Here is a 19,609-nt window from a genome sequence, read left to right as displayed (position 1 = left end):
GGATACGCGCAATGGATAACAGGGCCCCTCCCCGCATCTTCAGCCGCCAGCGCCGCAAGGCAGGCTACCGTCGCGCGCTGGTGCGCCAGTCGCAGCGCGATGCGGCGCGCTATGTTCTCGACGACATGGTCGAGGATGTGCTCGACCGGCTGGAGTTCATGCGGTTCGAACCGGCCCGCGTGCTGGTGATCGGCGACTGGACAGGAACGCTCGCGCTTTCTCTTCGCGGTCGCGGATCGCAGGTGGAGGAGGCCAATGTCCGCACGCTGGACGAAGAGCAGCCGCTGGAAGGCGGTCCTTACGACCTGATCGTCAGCCTCGCCTCGCTCGGCCGGGTGAACGATCTCCCCGGCGCCCTGCTCCATTTGCGCAGCGCCTTGGCCGAGGGTGGAATGCTGATCGCTTCGCTGATCGGTGCGGGCAGCCTCGCCAATCTTCGCCGCGCTATGGTCGCGGCGGAGCCCGACCGGCCGGCGGCGCGGATGCATCCGCTGGTCGACAACGCGGCGGCATCAGCGCTGATGCAGCGCGCATTGTTCAAGCGTCAGGTGGTTGATAGCCGCAGCCTTGAAGTGGCCTTCCGTTCGCTCGACCGGCTGGTGTCCGACCTGCGCGATCAGGGACTAACGTCGAGCCTTACAAACGCCGCTCCGCCGCTGGGCAAGGCAGCGCTGAAGAACGCGCGCGCAGCGTTCCTGACCACGAAGAACGACCAGGATCGCGTACTCGAAACTTTCGAGATACTGACACTAACCGGCTGGAAAGACTAGTAAAGACTTGCTTGCGCTGCCGCGAGCCGTGCGATCGGAACGCGGTAGGGCGAGGCGCTGACGTAGTCGAGACCGGTCTTCTCGCAGAAGGCGATGCTGGCCGGATCGCCCCCATGTTCGCCGCAGATTCCGAGCTTGATGTCGCCGCGTGTCTTTCGGCCACGTTCGGCGGCCAGTTCGACCAACTGGCCCACACCGTCGATGTCCAGGCTGACGAAGGGATCACGAGCGAAAATGCCCTTGTCGACATATTCGGTCAGGAAACGCCCCGCATCGTCGCGGCTGACCCCCAGCGTGGTCTGCGTGAGGTCGTTGGTCCCGAAGCTGAAGAATTCGCCGACTTCCGCGATTTCACCCGCCATTAGGGCGGCGCGTGGCAGCTCAATCATGGTGCCGACGAGATAGTCGACCTTACAGCCCGAGGCTTCGAACACCTCGCCCGCCACGCGGTCCACCACGGCCTTGAGCAATTCGAGCTCCTTGCGCGTCGCGACCAGCGGGATCATCACTTCGGGAATCGGCGCCTCACCGCTCGCCTTGGCCACTTCGCAAGCAGCCTCGAAGATGGCGCGTGCCTGCATTTCGTAAATCTCGGGATAGGTGATGCCGAGACGGCAACCGCGGTGGCCGAGCATGGGGTTGAATTCGTGCAGTTCACCCGCGCGGCGTTTGAGCTGGTCGACGCTCTTGCCCGTTGCCGAAGCCAGTTCCTCGAACTCGGCATCGCCATGCGGCAGGAACTCGTGGAGCGGCGGATCGAGCAGTCGAATGGTGCACGGCAAGCCCGTCATCACCTCGAAGATCTTGCCGAAATCGCTGCGCTGTTCGGGCAGCAGCTTGGCCAGCGCCTTACGGCGGCCCGCTTCGTCGTCGGCGAGGATCATCTGGCGTACCGCGCTGATACGACCCGCGTCGAAGAACATGTGTTCAGTGCGGCAAAGTCCGATGCCCTCGGCTCCGAACTGGCGTGCCATGCGGCAGTCCTCCTCTGTCTCGGCATTGGTGCGAACGCGCATGCGGCGGTGCTTGTCGGCCCAGTCCATCAGCGTGCCGAAATCGCCGGCCAGTTCCGGCTCGATGGTTGCGACCTCGCCCGCCATGACCTGACCGTTGCCGCCATCCAGCGTAATGGTGTCGCCTTCCTTCAGCTCGCGATTGCCGATGGTGAGAGTGCGTCCTTCGCGCGCGATCGAGACCTGCGACGCGCCCGAAACACAAGGACGTCCCATGCCGCGCGCCACCACGGCGGCGTGGCTGGTCATTCCGCCACGCGCGGTGAGGATGCCGGTGGCGGCGTGCATGCCGTGGATGTCCTCGGGCGAGGTCTCGACGCGGACGAGGATGACCTTCTCGCCCCGGCCGGTCCACAGTTCGGCCGTGTCCGCATCGAGCACGATCTTGCCGCTTGCCGCGCCCGGCGAGGCCGGCAGGCCCGTTGTCAGTACATCGCGCGGCGCATCGGGGTCGAGCGTTGGGTGCAGCAGCTGGTCCAGCGCCATCGGATCGATGCGCAAGATTGCGGCCTTCTCGTCGATCAGCCCCTCACCCACCATGTCGACCGCCATCTTGAGCGCAGCTTTTGCCGTACGTTTGCCGGTCCGGGTCTGGAGGAGCCAGAGCTTGCCTTCCTGCACCGTGAACTCGATGTCCTGCATGTCCGTGTAGTGCTTTTCGAGCAATTCGAAGACATGTGCCAGTTCGGCAAAAGCATCGGGCATGGCTTCTTCCATGCTCGGCTTGTCGGCACCGGCACCCTCGCGGCGCGCCTTGGTGAGGTATTGGGGGGTGCGGATACCGGCGACCACGTCCTCGCCCTGCGCGTTGACCAGCCATTCGCCGTAATAAGCCTTCTCACCAGTCGAAGGGTCGCGGGTGAAGGCCACGCCCGTGGCGCTGGTGTCGCCCATATTACCGAAGACCATCGCCTGCACGTTCACCGCCGTGCCCATGTCGTGCGGAATGTCGTTGAGGCGGCGGTAAATCTTGGCTCGCTCGGTGTCCCAGCTGTCGAAGACCGCGCTGATCGCGCCCCACAATTGTTCGACCGGGTCCTGCGGGAAGGGCTTACCCAGTTCCTGCTCGACGATAGACTTGTACTCGGCGACGAGCGTTTTCCATTCCTCGGCGCTCAGCTCGGTGTCGGCGTAATAGCCGTTGTCTTCCTTGGTAATTTCGAGCGCTTCCTCGAACAGGCCGTGATCGACGCCGAGCACCACATCGCCATACATCTGGATGAAGCGGCGATAGCTGTCCCAGGCGAAGCGTTCGTCTCCGCTGGTGTTCGCGAGGCCCTGCACGGTCTCGTCGTTGAGGCCGAGATTGAGGACCGTGTCCATCATGCCCGGCATCGATACCGCCGCGCCCGAACGGACCGAGACGAGCAGCGGGTCTGCCGCATCGCCGAAGCCCTTGCCCACGGTCTTCTCGACATGGGCCAGCGCGGCCATCACGTCGCTGCGCAGTTTTTCGGAGAAATCCGAACCCCCGGCGAGATACTTCAGGCACTCTTCGGTCGCGATGGTGAAGCCGGGAGGAACGGGCAGGCCGATGCTGGCCATTTCAGCAAGGTTCGCGCCCTTGCCGCCGGTGACGGTCTTGTCCTTCTGCCGGGCATTCGTATGCGGAGCGTTTCCGCCGAAGGTGAAGACCGTTTCCGTCACAAGAAATCCTTCAAACTTGACAAAGGTGACAGGCTGTCACCCCGGTTTTACGTGTTCCAGCCCCGGAATTCCGCGACCTTTGGCCAAAAGGCGAAGTTGACACTTCGCCGGAAAAAATCAGCCTTCGATCCGGCTGAAGTCGGCGACTTTGTGCACTGCAGCACGGAAGCGCGCAAGCAGGTCGAGACGATGTGCCCGCTTGTTTTCTTCCTCTGCATTTACCGTCACTTCATCGAAGAAGCGGTCGATCGGTGCGCGAAGCGCTGCCAGAGCAGCCATCGCGGCAGAGAAGTCTTCCGCCTCAATGGCCTTGGCCGCCGCCGGTTCCGAAGTCGCAAGAGCATCCATCAGTGCCTGTTCGGCAGGTTCGGGCGCGTAGGAAAGCTCTTTCGCATGGCGTTCGGCCATCTTGGCTTCGACCACGGCGCGCATGTCGGGATCGTCGACCAGCGCGAGCGGGTCTTCCTCGCCGGTGCGAGCGATTTCGCCCTCGATGCCGTGCCAGTCCTCCTTCTTGAGGATGTTGGCGGCACGTTTGTAGCCCGCGAGCAGGTTGGCGCCGTCTTCGGTGTCCATGAAAGACTGGAGTGCGTGGACGCGGGCGAGGTTTCCTACAATTTCGTCCTTGCGCTCAGCGAGTCCGAAAACCGCATCGATCAGGTCATGCCGAACTCCCGCGTCGCGCTGCTGAACCTTCAGGCGGTCAACAAAGAAATCGGGTACTGCGCGATATAGCTCAGCGTTATTTTGTTCGGTGAACCAAGCGTCGTGATCTTCGCGATTTTCATGCTGCCTGAAGACCCGATTTGCCGCTTTCGCAGTCGCGTAGTCGATCTCGATCCGCAGCTTATTCTGGAGGATGAGTTCGATAGCACCCAACGCTGCGCGACGGAGTGCAAACGGATCTTTCGATCCTGTCGGTCGCTCTTTGATGACAAAGAACGAGACCAGCGTATCCAGCTTGTCAGCCAAGCTCACTGCCACAGTCACCGGAGCAGTCGGCACCTCGTCGTCCTGCCCGACCGGCTTGTAGTGATCGCGGATTGCGTCGGCCACCGCATCGGGCAGTCCTTCGGCGCGGGCGTAGTAGCCGCCCATCAGGCCCTGCAATTCGGGAAACTCGCCGACCATTTCGGTGACGAGGTCGGCCTTGGCGAGGCGCGCGGCCTGTTCGGCCATGTCTGGGTCGGCATCCTTGACGATGCCTTCCTCGACCAGCCAGCGAGCCAGCTTGGCCACGCGGTCCACCTTGTCGGCGACGGTGCCCAGCTTCTCGTGGAAGGTGATGCGCTCCAGCCCCTTGGCATGCACGGCCAGCGTCTTCTTGCGGTCGACATTCCAGAAGAAGCGCGCGTCGGACAGGCGGGCGGCAAGGACCTTGCGGTTGCCGTCTACCACTCGGGCGCCACCGTCTTCCGCCTCGATATTGGCGGTGCAGATGAAGGCGTTGGCGAGTTCGCCCGCCTCGTTCTCACAGACGAAATACTTCTGGTTCACACGTGCGGTAAGCTGGATCGTCTCGGGCGGAACCTCGAGGAAATCCTCTTCGAAGCGGCCGAGCAGCGGTACGGGCCATTCGGTGAGGCCCGCATTCTCGATCACCAGCCCTTCGTCCTCGACCAGCTTGAGACCGACTTCAGTGGCAACCTTGGCCGCGCCCGAGCGGATCAGGTCCTGACGCTCTTCATGGTCAACGATGACGTGACCGGCGCGCAGCTTCATCGCATAGTCGTCGGCGTTGCCGATGGTGATGTCGCCCGAATGGTGGAAGCGGTGGCCGAGCGTAACCGCACCCGAGGTAACGCCATGCACCTCGCATTCGACCACGTCATCACCCAGCAGCGCGACGATGCCCGACAGCGGGCGCACCCAGCGCAAGCTCTCGGTGCTGATCGAGGCTGCGCCCCATCGCATCGACTTGGGCCAGCTGAAGTCACGGATGATTGCAGGGATCGCCTTGGCGAGCAGGTCCTTCGTCGCGCGGCCGGGAATGTTCTTGACGGCGAAGTAGGTCGCCCTGCCCTTAACTTCGCGTGTTTCGAGAGAGCCTTTGTCGACCCCGGCCTTGCGGCAGAACCCGTCGAGCGCCTGATCCGGCGCTCCGACCGGAGGTCCTTTCAGTTCTTCACTGACCGCTTCGGTTGCTTCGGGTAGGTCGCGAGCGATCAGCGCAAGGCGGCGCGGGGTCGACCATACGGTGATCTCGCCCGTCGTAACACCGGCAGCTTCCATCTCGCGGCGGAACAGTTTTTCCAATTCGCCGCGGGCCCCTGTCTGCATGCGAGCGGGGATATCTTCGCTGCGCAATTCGAGGAGGAAATCAGACATTGCCGTCCTCCGATGCCAACACCCGTTCGCGCTGAGCCTGTCGAAGCGCAGGCGAAACGTTGCGGCTGGCCTTCGACAGGCTTAGGCCGAACGGGGGTGGTGCGATGGGGCTCATTTCGACCACTCCGGATATTTCTCGGCCCACACGGGCGCTTCCTTTTCCATATGCGCTTCACAGCTGCCACGCGCGAGGTCGCGCACCCGGCCCATGTAGCTGGCGCGTTCCTGCACGCTGATCACGCCGCGGGCCTGCAGCAGGTTGAAGATGTGGCTGGCTTCCACCGCCTGCTCGTACGCCGCTATAGGGACGTTGTGTGCGAGCGCGTTCTTGCACTCGGCCTCGGCCTTGTTGAACAGGTCGAACAGGGCACCCGTCTCGGCGACTTCGAAGTTCCACTTCGACATCTGCTTCTCGTTCTCGAGGAAGACATCGCCATAGGTGACGCCCTGACCGTTGAAATCCAGATCGTAGACGTTGTCCACGCCCTGGATGTACATGGCGAGGCGTTCGAGACCGTAGGTCAGCTCGCCCGCGACCGGCTTGCAGTCGAAGCCGCCCATCTGCTGGAAATAGGTGAACTGGGTGACTTCCATCCCGTCGCACCAGACTTCCCAGCCGAGGCCCCAAGCGCCCAGCGTCGGGCTTTCCCAGTCGTCTTCCACGAAGCGGATATCGTGCTTGAGCGGATCGATGCCGATCACGCGCAGGCTTTCGAGGTAGAGGTCCTGGATGTTCGCCGGGCTCGGCTTCAGGATCACCTGGTACTGGAAATAGTGCTGGAGGCGGTTCGGGTTTTCGCCATAGCGGCCGTCGGTCGGGCGGCGGCAGGGTTGCACGAAGGCCGCGTTCCACGGCTCAGGGCCCAGCGCGCGCAGCGTGGTCGCGGTGTGGAAGGTGCCTGCGCCCATACGCATGTCGTAGGGCTGCAGAATAAGGCACCCGTTGGCGCTCCAGAAATCGTGGAGCGCGAGGATCATGTCCTGGAAGGATTTACGCGGATTACGGTCCATGCGGCGCGCAATGGCGCAAGGGTGAAAACGGGTCAATGCCGCAGTGCAACAGGTTTGCCTGTGGCAGCCAAGTCCCCGAGCTTTTCTCCACCCGCCAAGCCATTGGGCTCTTTACCTGTTTCCAAGTGCGGAAGTTGTTCCCTAGAAGACAGCAAACAGGAGAAGAGACTATGACCGAAGCAAAGCGCCTTTTGAAAACGACGATTTGCGCCGCTGCGCTCGCATTCGGCCTGCAGGGCTGTGCCACTTATGCCCATACTGAAACCGTCGCGGCCAGCGAGCCTGCCTTCGTGCCGACCGGCGATGGACCGGCACTGTGGAAAGTGGCCGACGAGGACACAATCATCTACATCTTTGGGACGGTCCATGCCCTTCCCTCCGATATCGACTGGAACAGCGGCCTTGTCGCCGATGCCATCACCTCTTCGCAGACGCTAGTGACCGAAGTCGATATGACGCCCGAGGGCATGAGCGCGCTCGCCCCGATGGTGATGAGCAAGGCCATGCTCCCCGAAGGCCAGACTCTGCGCGGGCTGATGAACGACAAGCAGCGCGCGAAATACGAGGCCGGGCTCGCCCAGACCGGCATTCCGGCAGAGGCAATCGATCGTTTCGAGCCTTGGTTCGCCGCCATCACCGTGTTGCAGGTCACCTTGCAGAAGGCCGGCGTTGACGGCGAGAACGGCGTCGAAAAGGTACTCGAGGCGACCGTGCCTGAAGGTACTGGCCGCGCGGCGCTGGAAACGGCCGAATACCAGATCGACATCTTCGATTCCCTGCCGCTGAACAAGCAGGTCCCGTACCTGATCCAGTCGGTCGAAAACCCCGAGGAAAGCGTCGCCATGCTCGGCCGCATCATCGAGGAATGGAAGGTTGGCGATATCAATGAACTTGCCGCCATGCTGCAGGAAGGTGCCGAGACCGACCCGCTGCTGATGGAACGCCTGTTCTACGTCCGTAACGCGAATTGGGCGGGCTGGATCGACGAGCGTCTCGATACTCCTGGCACCGTGTTCATGGCCGTAGGCGCCGGGCATCTCGCCGGCGAGAAGAGCGTGCAGGACTATCTGGCCGAGCGGGACATCGCGATCACGCGCATCCAGTAAGGAGGCGCTTCACACGCCGTTTGGCAAACGAGCCCTCCGCCTTACCCGAGGCGGGGGGCTTTTGCCTTGCAATTCCTCCCCGCCCCGCTATAGGCGCGCGCTTCGGCGTCATGGTCATCCCTGGAGGCGTGGCGGACCGAATATATCAATCGCATTCGAAAGGTAAGCGACATGAGCGATGCTCTGACACTTCCGGCCGAGACGCGCGAACGGGCTGGCAAGGGAGCCTCCCGTGCACTGCGTCGTGATGGCCGTGTCCCCGCCGTGATCTATGGCGGCAAGGAAGAACCCATACTGATCCACGTCGAAGCCAAGGAGCTCGTCAAGCAGCTCGGCACCGGCCACTTCATGAACTCGATCGTCACGATCGAACTGGGTGGCAAGAAGATCAAGACGCTTCCCAAGGACGTGTCGCTTCACCCCGTCAACGATCGCCCCGAGCACGTCGACTTCTTCCGCATGGTCAAGGGCGGCAAGATCGAAGTTCAGGTTCCGGTCGTCTTCACGAACGAAGAAGCCAGCCCGGGCCTCAAGAAGGGCGGCGTTCTGAACGTGGTCCGTCACGAACTCGACCTCGTGTGCGAAAACGACAAGATCCCGAGCGAGATCGAAATCGACGTCACCGGCAAGGAAGTCGGCGATTCGATCCACATCAGCGAAGTGAAGCTGCCCGCTGGCAGCGAAAGCGCGATCACCGACCGCGACTTCACCATCGCCACCCTCGTTGCTCCGTCGGCGCTCAAGAAGAGCGAAGGCGCGGAAGGCGAAGAAGTCGAAGAGGACGTCGATCCGCAGGACGTTCCGGCCACCGAGCAGGGCGCAGACGAAGACGCCGCTCAGGAACAGGAAGACAAGAGCGAATAAGCTCTCGCCTCACCTATCACCAAGAACGCCGGGTTCCCTCGTGGAGCTCGGCGTTTTTTGTTTTGCGAACCCGCCTCCGCTGGTTCGTCCTCGCTAGATGTGCAGCAAGCTGCACCCGCTGCGGGCGCGCAGTCGCGCTTGCCGGACCTCCGCCGGTCCGGTTCCTCGTCACGGCAGTCAAAGCGCGACCGCGCGCCGCCGCTACTGCGGCGAAGCCAAGCGACGCGGACGCGTCGCGCCCGGCGTTTGAGGGCGCAAACAAAAAACTCAGACCTTGCCGCTCACGCTACATTCGCTAACTCGCACCCATGCAAATCTGGACAGGCCTTGGAAATCCCGGACCGCAATACGCGATGCACCGGCATAATATCGGCTTCATGGTGTGCGACGCCCTAGCCGAGATCCACGGTTTCGGCCCCGTGCAGAAAAAGTTCTCCGGCTGGGTGCAGGAAGGCCGCATCGGGGGCGAGAAGATCGTCCTCCTGAAACCCGCAACCTATATGAACGAAAGCGGCCGCGCGGTGGGCGAGGCAATGCGCTTCTACAAGCTCGACATCGAGGACCTGACCGTCTTTCATGACGAGCTGGACCTTGCGCCCTTCAAGGTGAAAGTGCGGCGTGGAGGCGGGCTTGCGGGGCACAACGGCCTGCGCTCGATCAACCAGCATCTCGGTCCCGATTTCCGTCGCGTGCGGATCGGGATCGGGCACCCGGGCAGCAAGGACCGTGTGACCGGCCATGTGCTCGGCAATTACGCCAAGAGCGAGATGGACGCCCTTGCCGACATGCTCGGCGCGATGGGCGCGGAAGCCGAATGGCTCGCCACGGGCGACGATGTGCGCTTCATGAATGATATCGCGCTGCGAATGCAGGAATGATCTGCTAACGTCTCCTCAGGAGAGGAGACAGTGATGCCCAATTTCGACCGTCGCACCTTGCTTGCAGGGGTTGCTGCAACCGGCGCCATCGCCGCCACTGCGCGCGCTGCGCAGGGAGACAAGGTGGAGGCGCCCGCCCCCGATCTTTCGGGCAAGGCGATTCTCATCACCGGCTGTTCCTCAGGCTTCGGGAGGCTTTCGGCCGAGCATTTCGCACGCCTCGGCGCGACTGTCTTCGCCACCATGCGCAACACCCCGCGTCCCGAAGCCGATGAACTCAAGCAGCTCGCCAGCGACGATAGTCTCGACATTCGGGTGATGCGCCTCGACGTCCTGCTCGACAATGAGGTCACGGAGGCGGTTGGCGCGGCGGAGCGCGAGATCGGGCGCGGTCTCGATGTGCTGGTCAACAACGCCGGCGTAGGCATCACCGGGCCGGTCGAAGTGCAGGACATGGAGGCCACCCGCCTCGCCTTCGACACCAATGTGCTTGGCTACCACCGACTCGTGCGTGCGGTCCTGCCCAATATGCGGGCGCGGAAGCAGGGGCATATCTTCCATGTCTCGAGCCAGCTCGGTCGCGTCATCGTGCCATACTCTGGGCATTATTCGGCGACGAAATTTGCTGTCGAGGCCATGGGAGAGCAGCTGGCTTACGAGTTGGTCCCGCACGGTATCGGGGTGACCGTGATCCAGCCCGGCGGCTATCCGACCGAGGTATGGGTCAACCGCAATCGCTATTCGGGCGAACTCAAGGCCCGGGCGCAGGCCATCCATCTCGATGGCTATCCGCAGGTGGTCGCACGGATGGGCGAGGAAGACGGGTCCGGGCGGAGCGCCGACCCGATGGATGTCCCGCGTGCCATGGCGCGGGTCCTGGCCATGCCGAGCGGCACCCGCCCCCTCAGGGTGCCCGTCCATCCCGGGAGCAAGCCCCAGATCGCCATCAACGAAGTCAGCGCGAAGACACAGGTCGAATGGCTCGGCGAAAGCCGTCTCGGCCCGCTGGTGCGCGCTGTTCATAACGCCTGATCCTCTGGCATTGTGCGCGCACCGGCGCTAAGGGCGCGCACAACACATTTTTTCCGGAGTAATCGATGGGTTTCCGTTGCGGGATCGTCGGCCTGCCGAACGTCGGCAAGTCCACCCTTTTCAATGCATTGACCGAAACGCAGGCCGCGCAGGCTGCGAACTATCCGTTCTGCACGATCGAGCCGAATGTCGGCCAGGTCTCCGTGCCGGACGAGCGGCTCGACAAGATCGCCGCCATTGCCGGTTCGGCCAAGATCATCCCGACGCAGCTCGCCTTCGTCGACATTGCCGGCCTCGTGAAAGGCGCGAGCCAGGGCGAAGGCCTTGGCAACCAGTTCCTCGGCAATATCCGCGAGGTGGACGCTATCGTCCACGTCCTGCGCTGTTTCGAGGATGACGACATCCAGCACGTCGCCAACAAGGTCGATCCGATCACCGATGCCGAAGTGGTCGAGACAGAGCTTATGCTGTCGGACCTCGAAAGCCTCGAAAAGCGTGTTCCGGCCGCCGAAAAGCGCGCCACGGCGGGGGACAAGGAATCCAAGATCATCGCCAGCGTGCTGGGCCAGGCCCTCGCCCTGCTGCGCGACGGCAAACCCGCTCGCCTGACCGAACCGAATGACGAAGAAGAAGCGCGCGTGCTGCGGCAGGCGCAGCTGCTCACCGCCAAGCCGGTGCTCTATGTCTGCAACGTGGGCGAGGAAGACGCGGCCAAGGGCAACGCCTTCTCCGATCTCGTGTTCGAAAAGGCCAAGGCTGAGGGCGCGCAGGCGGTGGTCGTCTCGGCAGCCATCGAAAGCGAGCTGGTGGCGATGGATGCCGAAGACCGCGCCGAATATCTTGCAGAGCTTGGGCTCGAGGAAAGCGGCCTCAGCCGCGTGATCAAGGCGGGCTACAAGCTGCTTGGCCTCAACACCTTCTTCACCGCCGGCCCCAAGGAATCGCGGGCATGGACCTTCCCCGAAGGTGCCAAGGCCCCGCAGGCAGCTGGCGAGATCCACACCGATTTCGAACGCGGTTTCATTCGCGCCGAAACGATTGCCTACGAGGACTATATCGCGCTGAACGGCGAAAGCGGTGCGCGCGATGCGGGCAAGCTGCGCCAGGAAGGCAAGGAGTACCTCGTCAGGGACGGCGACGTGATGCTGTTCAAGTTCAACGTCTGAGGAAACGCGCTCGATGAAGAAACTGGTCACCGCCCTCGCTCTTGCCACCGCGACCACGCTGGCCGCCTGCGCCCCGCAGGTTGAAAGCGTTTCGGCCGTAAAAGCGGAAGTGCGCGAGCCGGTGACCATCCTTGTCTCCATCGACGGCTTCCACCCCGATTATCTTGACCGCGGCATAACGCCCACGCTGAGCGGCCTTGCGGATGGCGGTGTGCGCGCGGCGATGCGCCCTTCCTTCCCGACCAAGACCTTTCCCAACCACTGGACGCTGGTGACCGGCCTCGTGCCTGACCAGCACGGCATTACTGCCAACCGGATGGAGGATGCAGGCAAGCCCGAAGAACCCTTCACCATGGCGACGGTCGATCCCTATTGGTGGAACCAGGCCAAACCTGTCTGGGTCGAGGCCGAGGAAGTCGGTATCCGCAGCGCCGCCATGTTCTGGCCGGGCAGTGCGGTTCCCTGGGGCGGCACGGCCGTGCGCTACGGCCCCGTCACCGACGGTATCCTGCCGAGCGACTGGCAGGCCTTCTCGATGCAGGTGTCGAACACGCAGCGGGTCAATTCGGTGCTCGACTGGGTGCGCCGCCCGGCGGACATCCGGCCCGAGTTCCTGACGCTATATTTCGATACGGTCGACAGCGCCGGCCATGATGGCGGTCCCGACAGCGGGGAAGTGAACGCGGCCCTGCGCGATGTCGACACGCATATCGCCATGCTGGTCGACGGCCTGGAAACCCTCGGGCAACCTGCCAACCTAGTCATCGTGTCAGACCATGGCATGGCGGCAACCAGTTCTGAGCGCGTAATCGCTCTTGATGACGTCGTCGACAGTTCGCTGTACCGCCTTGTCGAATCCGGAGCCTACGCCACTTTCGAGCCTGTTGAGGGCAAGACACGCGAATTTCGCGAAGCCATCCTCGCCGAACATGACCACATGACCTGCTGGGCAAAGCAGGATATTCCGGCGCGCTATCAATACGGCACGCACGACCGCATCCCGCCCTATTTCTGCCTGCCTGAGACCGGCTGGACGATCACGCGCTCTGCCTCGACGTCCTCCTGGACCGGCGGCAGCCACGGCTACGACCCCTTCGCGCCGGAAATGCAGGCAATCTTCATCGCCAACGGACCTGCGTTTCGTGACGGTACAACGACGACCGACTTTGCGAACACGCAGGTCGCGCCGCTGCTGCGCCAGCTGGTTGGCCTGCCGCAGGCCGAAGCCGGCGACCCGCTTTCGGACGCTCTTCTGGACGTTTTATCCACAAGCGGTTGACCGAGTAGCGGAACGCTTCGCCCTCTCCTGCCGTTAGGCTTTCAAAACAAGGGGAGTTTTCTAGGTGGTAGATAAATCCGAAAAGTTCAGCTGGCTCGTGCGCGTTGGCTATTTCAGCCGTGCGATCCTGTATTTCGTGCTCGGCCTCGTGGCGCTGACCAGCGCCAGCAAGATTGCCGAGGGCACGAACGGCATCTTCCGCGCGATCAATGATTTTCCCGGAGGCAATGTCATCCTCTGGATCATGGTGATCGGCCTCGTGGCCTACGCCCTCTTCCGCTTCTGCTCCCCCTTGTTCGATATCGAGAACCAGGGCAGCGACGGCAAGGGCTGGGCCAAGCGCATCGGCCATGCCGGTAGCGGTATCGCTCACATCGCGCTCGCCTATTCCGCCTATCAATTCGCCGGACGCGACACGGGCGAAGCGGCGCAGGGCAGCTCGGGCGGCGGAGGCGGCGGCGCGCAGGAAGCGGCCTCGGGCGTGCTCTCGATGGACTTCGGCGGCACGATCCTCGGCATTCTGGGCCTCGCCTTTTTCATCGCCGCCATCTTCCAGGTGAAGAAAGGCATCACGGGCGAATTCATGAACCGCATCAGCGGACAGGCCCCGTCGGCCACGCGCTGGCTGGGCGGCGCAGGCTACATCTCACGTGGTGTGGTCTACACCGTCATCGGCTGGTCGCTGTTCAAGGCGGGCTTCATGTCGAGCGGTGCAAGCCAGGTGAAAACGCTGGGCGATGCCGTCGCCAGCCTTGCAGGTGAGGGCTTCATCTTCACGCTGACCGCCATCGGCCTGATGCTGTTCGGCCTATTCAGCCTCGTACTCGCGCGTTACCGGATTATTCCGGACCTCGACAGCGAGGCCGGCGTTCCCAAGTTCCGCGCCTGACACGCGCCGTCTCAAGGTTCCGGCAGCCATGGTGGACAAGTCCGAAAAGTTCAGCTGGCTCGTACGGATCGGCTTCGCTGCCCGTGGTATCACCTACCTCCTGCTGGGCTATATCGCGCTGAGCACGAGGGGCGATGCGGAGGGCGGCGGAAGCGCTGTTTACGACTATCTCCAGGAAGTCCCCATCGGCACGCCGATTTTGTGGACGATGACCGCGGGGTTGCTAGCTTATGTCGCTTTTCGCCTGATGTGCGCGATCAGCGATCTTCAGCATCGCGGCACCGACTCGACCGGCATCCTGAAGCGCATCGGCGATGGCGCTAGCGCAGTCGCGCACCTCTTCCTCGCCTACGCCTGCTTCCAGTTCGCGACCGGCGAAAAGAGCAGTTCGGACGGGGACAGCGGGGGGAAGGAAATGGCAGGATCGATCCTTCAGATGGAAATCGGCTGGATCGTGATCGGCGCCATCGGCCTCGGCTTTCTCATCGGAGCCTTCATGCAGGCCAAGACCGCCTTCACCGCCCATTTCATGCACCGCATCAGCGCCCGCGCACCGTCCATTACCTGCCCGATCGGACGGGCGGGCCATGCAGCCCGTGCCATCGTGTTCCTCCTGATCGGATGGTCGATGATCAAGGGCGCATGGGTGGAGAGCGAAGAACGCATCCAGGGCTTGGGACAGGCGATCCTATCCCTGCGGGACACTGGCCTTATTTACTCAGTGGTCGCCATCGGCCTGATCATGTTTGGTATCTTCAGCCTGTTCACTGCGCGCTATCGTATCATTCCTGATTTCGGACCGGAGGGCCTCAAACCGAGCTTCCGCTCCTGACTTGAAAAATACCCCCCTCGGGTATAGCTGACAGCCATGCCCAAGACTGCGAGACTCTACCGCATGGTGATGGACAGGCATGTCTGTCCCTACGGCATCAAATCCAGATGGCTGCTCGAGCGCGAGGGCTACACGGTCGAGGACCACCCGCTTACCACGCGCGAAGCGACCGATGCCTTCAAGGAAAAGTACGGCGTCAAGACGACCCCACAAAGCTTCATCGAAGGCCAGCGGATCGGCGGCTACACAGACTTGCGCAAGCATTTCGATTACGACAAGGAAACGGCCAGCGACACGAGCTACACGCCGGTCCTTGCCGTTTTCGCGGTGGGTGCCGCGCTGGCCATCGCCCTCAGCATTTTCGTCTACGGCTCACCGCTGACCATCCGCGCTGCCGAATGGTTCGTGGCGCTTTCCATGGCGATGCTGGCCATGCTCAAGCTGCAGGACGTCGAGCAATTTTCGACCATGTTCGTGGGCTACGACCTGCTGGGCAAACGCTGGGTCCCCTATGCCTACGCCTACCCCTTCCTGGAGGCGACGGCTGCCGTACTCATGGCCGGACGAATTCTACCATGGCTATCGATCCCGATTGCACTCTTCATCGGCACGGTGGGCGCGGTGAGCGTGTTTTACGCGGTCTACGTCCAGAAGCGTTCGATCAAGTGCGCCTGCGTCGGCGGAAGCGCCAACGTCCCTCTGGGCTTCGTATCGCTGACGGAGAATCTTGCCATGATCGGCATGGCGATTTGGATGTTGCTCCGCCCCATGGTCTAGTCCAAGCACGAGGCCATGATATTCTACGAAGATCTCGAGATCGGCATGACCCGCAGTTTCGGCGGGTATGAAGTCACGCGCGAAGAGGTGATCGAGTTTGCCTCTAAATACGACCCGCAGCCCTTCCACCTCTCGGACGAGGCCGCCGCGCAGACGCATTTCGGCAAGGTCTCGGCCAGCGGCTGGCACACCTGTTCGATGACAATGCGCATGATGGTCGAAAACATGATGAACGAGAAATCCGCAGGTCTTGGCTCGCCCGGAGTCGACCAGCTACGCTGGAAGAAGCCGGTCTATCCCGGGGACACGCTGCGCTGCGAGACCAAGATCATCGAGAAACGCCGCAGCGCCTCGCGCCCCGAGATGGGCATTTTCAAGAGCCGCATCCGTACCTTCAACCAGAACGACGAGATTGTTTTGGAAATGGTCTCGAACGCACTGATCCGCACCCGCGAACCGGGCGGAACGGACTAGGTCACGCGCCGCACTGGGTGAGCCCTTCGGCCTGGTAAAGCACCCGGTCGTTGCCGTCGCGCACGGTTAGCGTGCCGCGATAGTCGGTGGTCTCGTAACCGCTCTGCTCGCCCCCGGCCTCGTCAAGATCGAGAGTGAAGGAATACTCGCGGCCATCGTATTTCCGCCGCGCGAGGTAGGGCATTTCCTTGCTTCCCTTGTCTGCCGCCAGCGTAAGCAATTCGCCGTTGCGGATCAGGTAGCCTTCGTCCGCCATCGCCAGAGCCACCGCGCCCAACCCGCCGCCATCGGGCGCAAAGCTGCACCCGGCGCCATACAGGTTGTGCTTCTCGATCTCGGGATAGCGGATCGGATCGAGCACAAGCTCCTCGGGCGGAGACTCCTGATTGGCCTCGACCTCTGCCACGTCGGCCTGACGCGCAGCCTCTTCCTTGGCCGGCGTAGTGCTGTCGCAGGCTGATAAAGCGACAAGGGCAAGGACTGGTAACCAACGCATCAATGCCTCCCGAACAGTTTCTCGACGTCTTCCATCGAGAGTTTAACCCATGTCGGACGACCGTGGTTGCACTGGCCCGAGCGCGGCGTGCGCTCCATTTCGCGCAGCAGCGCGTTCATTTCGTCGACGCGCAAGGTGCGCCCTGCCCTGACCGAGCCGTGGCAGGCCATGGTGGCGAGCACGAGGTCGAGCTTCTCGCCGAGATGCAGGGCCTCGCCATTGAGGGCGAGGTCGTCGTCGATATCGCGCAGCAGCTTTTCGGGATCGGTGCGCGCGATGGCGTGCGGCAGGCTTCGCACAAGCATGGCGGACGGGCCGAACCGTTCGATGGCCAGTCCATGCTTGGCCAGTGTGTCGGCGGCCTCTTCCAGGCGGTCGCAGCTGGTCTCTTCCAGTTCGACCACTTCGGGGATCAGCAGCGCCTGGCTGCGCGCCACCGCCTCTTCCGCGCCCGCCGCCTTCAGCCGTTCGAGCACGAGCCGTTCGTGCGCGGCGTGCTGGTCAACGAGGACCAACCCGTCCTTCGCCTCGGCCACGATATAGGTATTCGCCACCTGCCCACGCGCCACGCCGAGCGGATAGTCCTGCTCTGCCGCAGGGGCGGGGGCGGCTTCCTCGGCGCGGCCGCGCGGTTCGGCCATGACCTCGGCCTCATAGCCGCGCCACGCCGCACCTGCCTCGGACACACGCGTCTGCGGTGTCGACCAGTCGCGCCCCTCGAAAATCGAGCGGAGCGCCGGGGCTGGCTCCTCGCGGACGGGCTCCTGCTGCCAGCGCGACATCGCGGAGGCGTCGGGCGTTTGCGCGCTGCGCTTGTCGCCGGTCGCCAGAGCGTTCCTGAGCCCCGACACGATGAAACCGCGCACCGCCTGGGAATCCCGGAAACGCACCTCGGTCTTGGCCGGATGGACGTTCACATCCACCATTTCAGGCGGCAGGACGAGGAACAGGGCGAGCACCGCGTGCCGGTCGCGCGCGAGCATATCGGAATAGGCACCGCGAACCGCGCCGGTCAGCAGCCGGTCCTTCACCGGACGGCCGTTAACGAAAAGATACTGGTGATCAGCAATCCCGCGGTTGTAGGTCGGCAGGCCCGCAATGCCGGTAAGGCGCATGGTCCCGCGGTCGAGATCGATTGCGACCCCGTTCTCCTTCAACTCGCGCGCCACGACCTGCGCGACACGGTTGGCCAGCCCTTCCCCGCCCTGCAGGCCAAGAATGCGGCGATCGCCATGGTCCAGCGTGATCGCGACATCGGGCCGCGCCATGGCAAGGCGTTTCACCACGTCGAGACAGGCGGCGTATTCGCTGCGCGGCGTGCGCAGGAACTTGCGGCGCGCGGGAATCTTGGCGAAAAGGTTCTCCACCCGCACCCGGGTTCCCGGCGGCAGGGCAGCGGGGCCCTCGGCCACCAGCTCGCCGTGATCGACCACACGTTTCCAGCCCTGCTCCGCACCCCGCGGACGGCTCTCGAGCGTGAACCGCGCCACGCTGGCGATGCTCGGCAGCGCTTCGCCGCGAAAGCCCAGCGTTGCGACCTGTTCGATCGCCTCGTCGGGCAGTTTCGACGTCGCGTGCCGCTCGAGCGCGAGCGCCATTTCGTCAGGGTTCATGCCGCAACCGTCATCGGTCACTTCGAGGCTGGTCAGCCCGCCTTCGACCAGCTTCACCGCGATCCGCGACGCGCCCGCGTCGATGGCGTTTTCGACCAGTTCCTTGAGCGCGGAAGAGGGGCGTTCGACCACCTCGCCGGCGGCGATGCGGTTGACCAATGTGTCGGGGAGGCGGCGTATTTCGGGCATGGACCGGCAAGCATAGCGACGAAGCGCGAGGAATCCGAGGCAACTTGTTAGCCTATCCCCCGCAAGCCGTGAGGAAATTTTTGGCTTTCCGCGCGTAATAAAGCTAAGGCACCGCCACCGTTTCCCCCCGGGTTCACGACAGCGGCGACTCGCACCCCTCGACTGACCCCACGCATCACACGGATTACGACACAAAAATGGGCCTCTGGAACAACATCTTCAAATTCGGCGTACAGAACATGGCGATCGACCTTGGCACCGCCAACACGCTTGTCTACGTGCAGGACCAAGGCATCGTCCTCAACGAACCAAGCGTTGTCGCGCTCGAGACGGTCAACGGCATGAAGCGCGTCAAGGCGGTGGGCGACGATGCGAAGATGATGATGGGCAAGACGCCCGATTCCATCGAAGCCATCCGCCCCTTGCGTGACGGCGTGATCGCCGATCTCGACGTGGCCGAGGAAATGATCAAGCACTTCATCCGCAAGGTGAACGGCCGCAAGAGCCTGATGCGCTATCCCGAAATCACCATCTGCGTACCTTCGGGTTCGACCTCGGTCGAGCGCCGCGCCATTCGCGACGCCGCTTCGAACGCAGGCGCTTCACAGGTCTACCTTATCCTTGAGCCCATGGCGGCCGCAATCGGCGCCGATATGCCGGTGACCGAACCGGTCGGCTCCATGGTCGTCGACATCGGCGGCGGCACGACCGAAGTCGCCGTCCTCTCGCTGCGCGGCCTCGCCTACACCACCTCCGTGCGCACCGGCGGTGACAAGATGGACGAAGCCATCGTCTCCTACGTCCGACGACACCACAACCTGCTGATCGGCGAAAGCACGGCGGAGCGGATCAAGAAGGATTACGGCGTCGCCCGACCGCCCGAAGACGGCACAGGCGAGCAGATCACGATCAAGGGCCGCGACCTCGTCAACGGCGTGCCCAAGGAAATCACGATCAACCAGGGGCACATCGCCGAAGCGCTTTCGGAACCCATCGGCGCCATCATCGAGGGCGTTCGCATCGCGCTCGAGAACACGGCTCCGGAACTGGCGGCAGACATCGTTGACCAGGGCATCGTGCTCACCGGCGGCGGCGCGCTAATCGGCGGCCTCGACGAGTACCTGCGTGAGGAAACCGGCCTGCCTGTCACGATTGCGGAAGATCCGCTGTCCTGTGTGGCGCTGGGCACGGGCCGTGCTATGGAAGACCCGATCTATCGCGGCGTCTTGATGACCGCATAAGGGG

Annotated in this window: 17 protein-coding genes; 12 read left to right on the top strand and 5 right to left on the bottom strand. The window is 63.2% G+C overall.

From position 1 onward, the window contains the following. Positions 1–11 precede the first annotated feature (11 nt). Positions 12–770, top strand: coding sequence for a bifunctional 2-polyprenyl-6-hydroxyphenol methylase/3-demethylubiquinol 3-O-methyltransferase UbiG (locus ED21_RS01590; RefSeq protein WP_006832061.1), 759 nt, complete (start codon positions 12–14; stop codon positions 768–770). Here the strand turns inward: ED21_RS01590 and ppdK are convergent. The 3 genes from ppdK to ED21_RS01575 form a co-directional block, all read right to left on the bottom strand. Continuing rightward, positions 767–3,430, bottom strand: a complete 2,664-nt coding sequence (gene ppdK / locus ED21_RS01585; RefSeq protein WP_006832060.1) for a pyruvate, phosphate dikinase — start codon at positions 3,428–3,430, stop codon at positions 767–769. The two genes, ED21_RS01590 and ppdK, sit on opposite strands and share 4 nt — an antisense overlap. 117 nt (positions 3,431–3,547) lie before the next feature. Beyond that, positions 3,548–5,758, bottom strand: coding sequence for a glycine--tRNA ligase subunit beta (gene glyS / locus ED21_RS01580; RefSeq protein ID WP_006832058.1), 2,211 nt, complete (start codon positions 5,756–5,758; stop codon positions 3,548–3,550). A 111-nt stretch (positions 5,759–5,869) separates the two neighbouring features. Continuing rightward, positions 5,870–6,769 carry a glycine--tRNA ligase subunit alpha gene (locus ED21_RS01575; protein WP_006832057.1) on the bottom strand — a complete coding sequence of 300 codons (900 nt, stop codon included), beginning with the start codon at positions 6,767–6,769 and terminating at the stop codon, positions 5,870–5,872. A 170-nt stretch (positions 6,770–6,939) separates the two neighbouring features. Between ED21_RS01575 and ED21_RS01570 the strand changes: the two genes are divergently transcribed. From ED21_RS01570 to ED21_RS01525, 10 genes are all read left to right on the top strand, one after another. Beyond that, on the top strand, positions 6,940–7,875 hold the full coding sequence (locus tag ED21_RS01570; protein WP_006832054.1) for a TraB/GumN family protein: 936 nt from the start codon (positions 6,940–6,942) through the stop codon (positions 7,873–7,875). Positions 7,876–8,046: 171 nt separating this feature from the next. Then, positions 8,047–8,739, top strand: a complete 693-nt coding sequence (locus ED21_RS01565) for a 50S ribosomal protein L25/general stress protein Ctc (protein WP_006832053.1) — start codon at positions 8,047–8,049, stop codon at positions 8,737–8,739. Between the two features lie 308 nt (positions 8,740–9,047). Continuing rightward, positions 9,048–9,617: an aminoacyl-tRNA hydrolase gene (pth, locus tag ED21_RS01560; protein ID WP_006832052.1), complete on the top strand. Its 570-nt coding sequence runs from the start codon at positions 9,048–9,050 to the stop codon at positions 9,615–9,617. 33 nt (positions 9,618–9,650) lie between these two features. Further along, the gene (locus ED21_RS01555) at positions 9,651–10,649 is read left to right on the top strand and encodes an SDR family oxidoreductase (RefSeq protein ID WP_006832051.1); all 999 of its coding nucleotides are present in this window, start codon (positions 9,651–9,653) and stop codon (positions 10,647–10,649) included. Between the two features lie 65 nt (positions 10,650–10,714). Then, complete coding sequence (gene ychF / locus ED21_RS01550) at positions 10,715–11,815, top strand: redox-regulated ATPase YchF (protein WP_006832050.1); 1,101 nt, start codon at positions 10,715–10,717, stop codon at positions 11,813–11,815. A gap of 13 nt (positions 11,816–11,828) precedes the next feature. After that, positions 11,829–13,094 (top strand): ectonucleotide pyrophosphatase/phosphodiesterase, encoded by a 1,266-nt coding sequence (locus ED21_RS01545; RefSeq protein WP_006832049.1) that lies wholly within the window; start codon positions 11,829–11,831, stop codon positions 13,092–13,094. A gap of 64 nt (positions 13,095–13,158) precedes the next feature. Beyond that, on the top strand, positions 13,159–13,983 hold the full coding sequence (locus ED21_RS01540) for a DUF1206 domain-containing protein (protein WP_006832048.1): 825 nt from the start codon (positions 13,159–13,161) through the stop codon (positions 13,981–13,983). Between the two features lie 28 nt (positions 13,984–14,011). Next, positions 14,012–14,815, top strand: coding sequence for a DUF1206 domain-containing protein (locus ED21_RS01535; protein WP_006832047.1), 804 nt, complete (start codon positions 14,012–14,014; stop codon positions 14,813–14,815). Between the two features lie 36 nt (positions 14,816–14,851). Next, positions 14,852–15,592, top strand: coding sequence for a glutaredoxin family protein (locus ED21_RS01530; RefSeq protein WP_006832046.1), 741 nt, complete (start codon positions 14,852–14,854; stop codon positions 15,590–15,592). 15 nt (positions 15,593–15,607) lie between these two features. After that, positions 15,608–16,066, top strand: a complete 459-nt coding sequence (locus ED21_RS01525) for a MaoC family dehydratase (RefSeq protein WP_006832045.1) — start codon at positions 15,608–15,610, stop codon at positions 16,064–16,066. A gap of 1 nt (position 16,067) precedes the next feature. Here the strand turns inward: ED21_RS01525 and ED21_RS01520 are convergent, their stop codons facing one another. Continuing rightward, positions 16,068–16,562, bottom strand: coding sequence for a hypothetical protein (locus ED21_RS01520; RefSeq protein ID WP_034920944.1), 495 nt, complete (start codon positions 16,560–16,562; stop codon positions 16,068–16,070). Beyond that, positions 16,562–18,364: a DNA mismatch repair endonuclease MutL gene (gene mutL / locus ED21_RS01515; protein ID WP_006832043.1), complete on the bottom strand. Its 1,803-nt coding sequence runs from the start codon at positions 18,362–18,364 to the stop codon at positions 16,562–16,564. Before mutL ends, ED21_RS01520 begins: the two co-directional genes overlap by 1 nt. Positions 18,365–18,561: 197 nt before the next feature. Between mutL and ED21_RS01510 the strand changes: the two genes are divergently transcribed. After that, positions 18,562–19,605 carry a rod shape-determining protein gene (locus tag ED21_RS01510; protein ID WP_006832042.1) on the top strand — a complete coding sequence of 348 codons (1,044 nt, stop codon included), beginning with the start codon at positions 18,562–18,564 and terminating at the stop codon, positions 19,603–19,605. Positions 19,606–19,609: the final 4 nt, after the last annotated feature.

The organism is Erythrobacter sp. SD-21, from assembly GCF_000181515.1.
Taxonomy (GTDB): Bacteria; Pseudomonadota; Alphaproteobacteria; order Sphingomonadales; family Sphingomonadaceae; genus Qipengyuania.
The sequence above is the reverse complement of the archived record's forward strand: the minus strand, read 5'-3'. Positions and strand labels throughout refer to the sequence as shown.

Coding starts and splice junctions, on each gene's coding strand:
- ED21_RS01590 (WP_006832061.1), top strand. CDS start 12: ATGGATAACAGGGCCCCTCCCCGCATCTTCAGCCGCCAGCGCCGCAAG.
- glyS (WP_006832058.1), bottom strand. CDS start 5,758: ATGTCTGATTTCCTCCTCGAATTGCGCAGCGAAGATATCCCCGCTCGC.
- ED21_RS01575 (WP_006832057.1), bottom strand. CDS start 6,769: ATGGACCGTAATCCGCGTAAATCCTTCCAGGACATGATCCTCGCGCTC.
- ED21_RS01570 (WP_006832054.1), top strand. CDS start 6,940: ATGACCGAAGCAAAGCGCCTTTTGAAAACGACGATTTGCGCCGCTGCG.
- ED21_RS01565 (WP_006832053.1), top strand. CDS start 8,047: ATGAGCGATGCTCTGACACTTCCGGCCGAGACGCGCGAACGGGCTGGC.
- pth (WP_006832052.1), top strand. CDS start 9,048: ATGCAAATCTGGACAGGCCTTGGAAATCCCGGACCGCAATACGCGATG.
- ED21_RS01555 (WP_006832051.1), top strand. CDS start 9,651: ATGCCCAATTTCGACCGTCGCACCTTGCTTGCAGGGGTTGCTGCAACC.
- ychF (WP_006832050.1), top strand. CDS start 10,715: ATGGGTTTCCGTTGCGGGATCGTCGGCCTGCCGAACGTCGGCAAGTCC.
- ED21_RS01545 (WP_006832049.1), top strand. CDS start 11,829: ATGAAGAAACTGGTCACCGCCCTCGCTCTTGCCACCGCGACCACGCTG.
- ED21_RS01535 (WP_006832047.1), top strand. CDS start 14,012: ATGGTGGACAAGTCCGAAAAGTTCAGCTGGCTCGTACGGATCGGCTTC.
- ED21_RS01530 (WP_006832046.1), top strand. CDS start 14,852: ATGCCCAAGACTGCGAGACTCTACCGCATGGTGATGGACAGGCATGTC.
- ED21_RS01525 (WP_006832045.1), top strand. CDS start 15,608: ATGATATTCTACGAAGATCTCGAGATCGGCATGACCCGCAGTTTCGGC.
- ED21_RS01520 (WP_034920944.1), bottom strand. CDS start 16,562: ATGCGTTGGTTACCAGTCCTTGCCCTTGTCGCTTTATCAGCCTGCGAC.
- mutL (WP_006832043.1), bottom strand. CDS start 18,364: ATGCCCGAAATACGCCGCCTCCCCGACACATTGGTCAACCGCATCGCC.
- ED21_RS01510 (WP_006832042.1), top strand. CDS start 18,562: ATGGGCCTCTGGAACAACATCTTCAAATTCGGCGTACAGAACATGGCG.